The sequence below is a fragment of the Mycobacterium sp. genome (assembly GCF_050701675.1).
Classification (GTDB): Bacteria; Actinomycetota; Actinomycetes; order Mycobacteriales; family Mycobacteriaceae; genus Mycobacterium.
Map to the genome: position 1 here is coordinate 1 of NZ_JBOGDD010001326.1, position 3,339 is coordinate 3,339.

The 3,339-nt window shown below is 66.9% G+C and carries 5 protein-coding genes; 3 read left to right on the top strand and 2 right to left on the bottom strand.

Features of this window, described 5'->3' with window-relative positions; genetic code table 11:
• Both ACRDUX_RS40885 and ACRDUX_RS40890 read right to left on the bottom strand, forming a co-directional pair.
• Positions 1-416, bottom strand: a 416-nt coding sequence (locus ACRDUX_RS40885) for an LLM class flavin-dependent oxidoreductase (protein ID WP_526423278.1), incomplete at its 3' end; no start/stop codon positions are given.
• Positions 417-492: 76 nt separating this feature from the next.
• Positions 493-1,167, bottom strand: coding sequence for an SDR family oxidoreductase (locus tag ACRDUX_RS40890; protein ID WP_526423279.1), 675 nt, complete (start codon positions 1,165-1,167; stop codon positions 493-495).
• A gap of 131 nt (positions 1,168-1,298) precedes the next feature.
• On the opposite strand from ACRDUX_RS40890, the gene modA reads away from it, so the two are divergent.
• From modA to ACRDUX_RS40905, 3 genes are all read left to right on the top strand, one after another.
• The gene (modA, locus tag ACRDUX_RS40895; RefSeq protein WP_526423281.1) at positions 1,299-2,087 is read left to right on the top strand and encodes a molybdate ABC transporter substrate-binding protein; all 789 of its coding nucleotides are present in this window, start codon (positions 1,299-1,301) and stop codon (positions 2,085-2,087) included.
• On the top strand, positions 2,084-2,887 hold the full coding sequence (locus ACRDUX_RS40900) for an ABC transporter permease (protein WP_526423283.1): 804 nt from the start codon (positions 2,084-2,086) through the stop codon (positions 2,885-2,887). The genes modA and ACRDUX_RS40900 overlap by 4 nt, the downstream gene beginning before the upstream one ends.
• Positions 2,888-2,890: 3 nt before the next feature.
• The coding region (locus ACRDUX_RS40905) for an ATP-binding cassette domain-containing protein (RefSeq protein WP_526423285.1) at positions 2,891-3,339 on the top strand (449 nt) is incomplete at its 3' end.

The following is a 3,339-nucleotide window of genomic DNA, read 5'->3' on the forward strand; positions in this document are numbered from 1 at the left end:
TCGAGCCGGTTGAAGCGGTCGGTGAAGGTGCCGAAGTCGTAGCCGAGCGAGTCGTGCTCGTGCTCGTACCAGCCGGTGCCGATGCCGAGGATCGCTCGGCCCTGACTGATCACGTCCAAGGTGGTGATCTCCTTGGCCAGCAGGGTCGGATTGCGGTAGGTGTTGCCGGTGACCAGGGTGCCGAGTTGCACCTTCTCGGTCGCGACCGCGAGGGCGCCGAGCGCCGTATACGCCTCGAGCATCGGCTGATCGGGGGTGCCGAGCCCGGGCAGTTGGTAGAAGTGGTCCATCAGGAAGACGGAGTCGAAGCCGGCCGCTTCGGCTTCCTGCGCCTGGGCGATGACCGTGGGGAAGAGCTGGTCGATTCCGGTGCCGTAGGAGAAGTTGGGGATCTGGAGTCCAAGTCGAATCGTCACGAATTCGACCCTAGCCACGACTAAACGGAACCGGAACCCCGTTTCGCTGACCGCGAAGTGGGAATAAAACCAGTGGTCAGGCGAAGTGGGTCAACGCGCCATGGCTGACGTGCAGGGTCTGCCCCGTGATGTGCCTGGCTGCGGGCGTCGTGAGGAACAACGCCAGCCGGGTGATCTCGGCAGCCACCGACGGGGAGGTCGTGGCGACGCCGTCGTAACCCGGTTCCGCACCCCGGCCCGAGGCGACGGCGTTGAGCGTGATGCCCCGAATTCCGAAGTGTGTGGCTTGTCCCGCAGTCCAATTCGACAACGCCGCCTTGACGGCGGCCTCGGGGCTGCCCTCGGTCGAGTTGTCGCCAACCACGTTGATGATCGACCCGCCCGAGCGCAGCTGGTCGCCGAGGATCTGCACCGTGAGAACGGCGGACAGCACGGTGGCGTCCAGTGCCGTACGCCACGCTGCCGCGCGCTCGGTCAACGTGTAGGTGCGGGGATCGCCACCGTCCCAGCGATGCGCGGGCACGTTCACGATGGTGTCGAGGTGGTGGGGAATCTGGGCGCGAGCCTCTTCGAGGCTGGCCGGATTGGTGTTGTCGAAGACGATCGAGTCGACGTCCAGTTCCTTGGCGGCGACCTCGAGGTCGGCACGGCGGGAGCCCGCGATCATCACGTGGTACCCGGCGTCGCGGAACCCCTCGGCGATGACGCGGCCGAGCTCCGTATCGCCGCCGGTGAGCAGCACATCCTTCACCACGACCTCCTCGTGTTCGACGCTGAACCCAGCGAGTCGCCGATCATGTTACTGGACAGTAGCTAGCAGAGGAAACGCGCCACGCGGTGAACGAAGGACACGCGCGCAGGGGTGACTTAGGGTTTGGAACCGTGGCAAAACCCCCGAAATTCGTCTGCGCCCTTTCGGCGCTGCTCCTCGTCGTTCTCACCGCATGCGGGTCGGGCGCTCAGAGCGGCACGTCCAGCAGTGGCGGCGCGCCTGCCGGCGGCAAGCTCGTCGTCTTCGCAGCGGCCTCGCTGCAGAAGACGTTCACCGACATCGGCGAGCAGTTCAAGACCGACAATCCCGGCTGGTCGGTCGACTTCACCTTCGCCGGATCCTCCGACCTCGTCACCCAGTTGACCCAGGGCGCCAAGGCCGACGTCTTCGCATCCGCGGACACCAAGAACATGGACAAGGCCAGCAAGGCCGGACTGGTCGAAGGCGACCCGGTGACCTTCGCGTCGAACACCCTCGTCATCGTGACCGCGCCGGGAAACCCGAAGAAGGTGGCGTCCTTCGCGGATCTGGCCAAGCCGGATCTGAGCGTCGTCGTGTGCGCACCGCAGGTGCCGTGCGGTTCGGCGACCAAGACGGTCGAGCAATCCGCCAAGGTGACGCTCAACCCGGTGAGCGAGGAATCGTCGGTGACCGACGTGCTGACGAAGGTGACCACCGGACAGGCCGACGCCGGGGTCGTCTACGTCACCGACGCGCTCGGGGTGGGCGACAAGGTCACTGAGGTCGACTTTCCGGAGTCGTCGTCGGCAGTGAACACCTATCCGATCGCCGTGCTGAAGACGGCGGCCAACGCAGACCTGGCCAAGAAGTTCGTCGAGCTGGTGACGGGCGAAGCGGGACAGAAGATTCTGCTCAAGGCGGGCTTCGCCAAGCCTTGAGGAGTTCGGGCGGCCTGCCGCGCTGGATCTACGTGCCCGCCGTGATCGGTGCGGCCTTCGTGGTGTTGCCGCTCGTCTCGGTAGCGATCAAGGTCGACTGGTCGCAGTTCATCTCGCTGATCACCAGTCAATCGTCGGTGACCGCGCTCTTGCTCAGCTTCAAGACGTCGGCCGCCAGTACGACGCTGTGCATCGTGCTCGGGGTGCCGATGGCAATGGTGTTGTCTCGCAGCAACTCCCGCGGGGTGCGCTGGGTTAGGCCGCTGATCCTACTTCCGCTGGTGCTGCCTCCGGTGGTCGGCGGCATCGCGCTGCTGTACGCCTTCGGTCGCCTCGGACTGCTCGGTAGATACCTCGACGCGGCGGGAATTCAGATCGCGTTCACGACGACCGCGGTGGTGCTGGCTCAGACGTTCGTGTCGCTTCCATTCCTGGTCATCGCGCTCGAAGGCGCCGCCCGCACCGTCGGCGCCGACTACGAGGTGGTGGCCGCCACGCTGGGTGCCAGGCCGACCGCGGTGTGGTGGCGGGTCACGTTGCCTCTGCTGGCTCCCGGGCTGGCGTCGGGCGCGGTGCTGGCCTTCGCACGGTCGCTCGGCGAGTTCGGTGCGACGCTGACGTTCGCCGGCTCGCGCGAAGGCGTGACCCGCACCCTCCCGCTGGAGATCTATCTCCAGCGGGAGGTCGATGCGGACGCCGCGGTGGCACTGTCGGTGCTGCTCGTCGCGGTTGCCGCCGTCGTCGTGGTCGGGCTCGGCAGCCGCAGGATCAGGGTGGGTGGAGCCAGTGGTTGGCAGTAACCCATGAGTGGCGTCGACCTGCGGGCGGTCGTCGAGAGTAGGGGCCTCGACGTCCGGTTCACCGTGGCGCCCGGCGAGGTGTTGGCGGTGCTCGGCCCCAACGGCGCGGGCAAGTCCACCGTGCTGCACGTCATCGCAGGCCTGGTGCGGCCCGACTCCGGATCGGTCCGCGTCGGCGACCGGACCCTCACCGACACCACCGCAGGCACCCACGTCGGCACCCACGACCGCAGGGTGGGACTGCTGATGCAGGATCCCCTGCTGTTTCCCCATCTGTCCGTCGTTGCCAACGTCGCGTTCGGTGCTCACAGTGGAAAGGGGCTGTCGCGCAAGGCTTCCCGATCCTCAGCGGAACGCTGGCTCGCAGAGGTGGAGGCCGACGACCTGGCGGATCGCAGACCGCGTCAACTGTCCGGCGGCCAGGCGCAGCGCGTTGCACTGGCGCGCGCTCT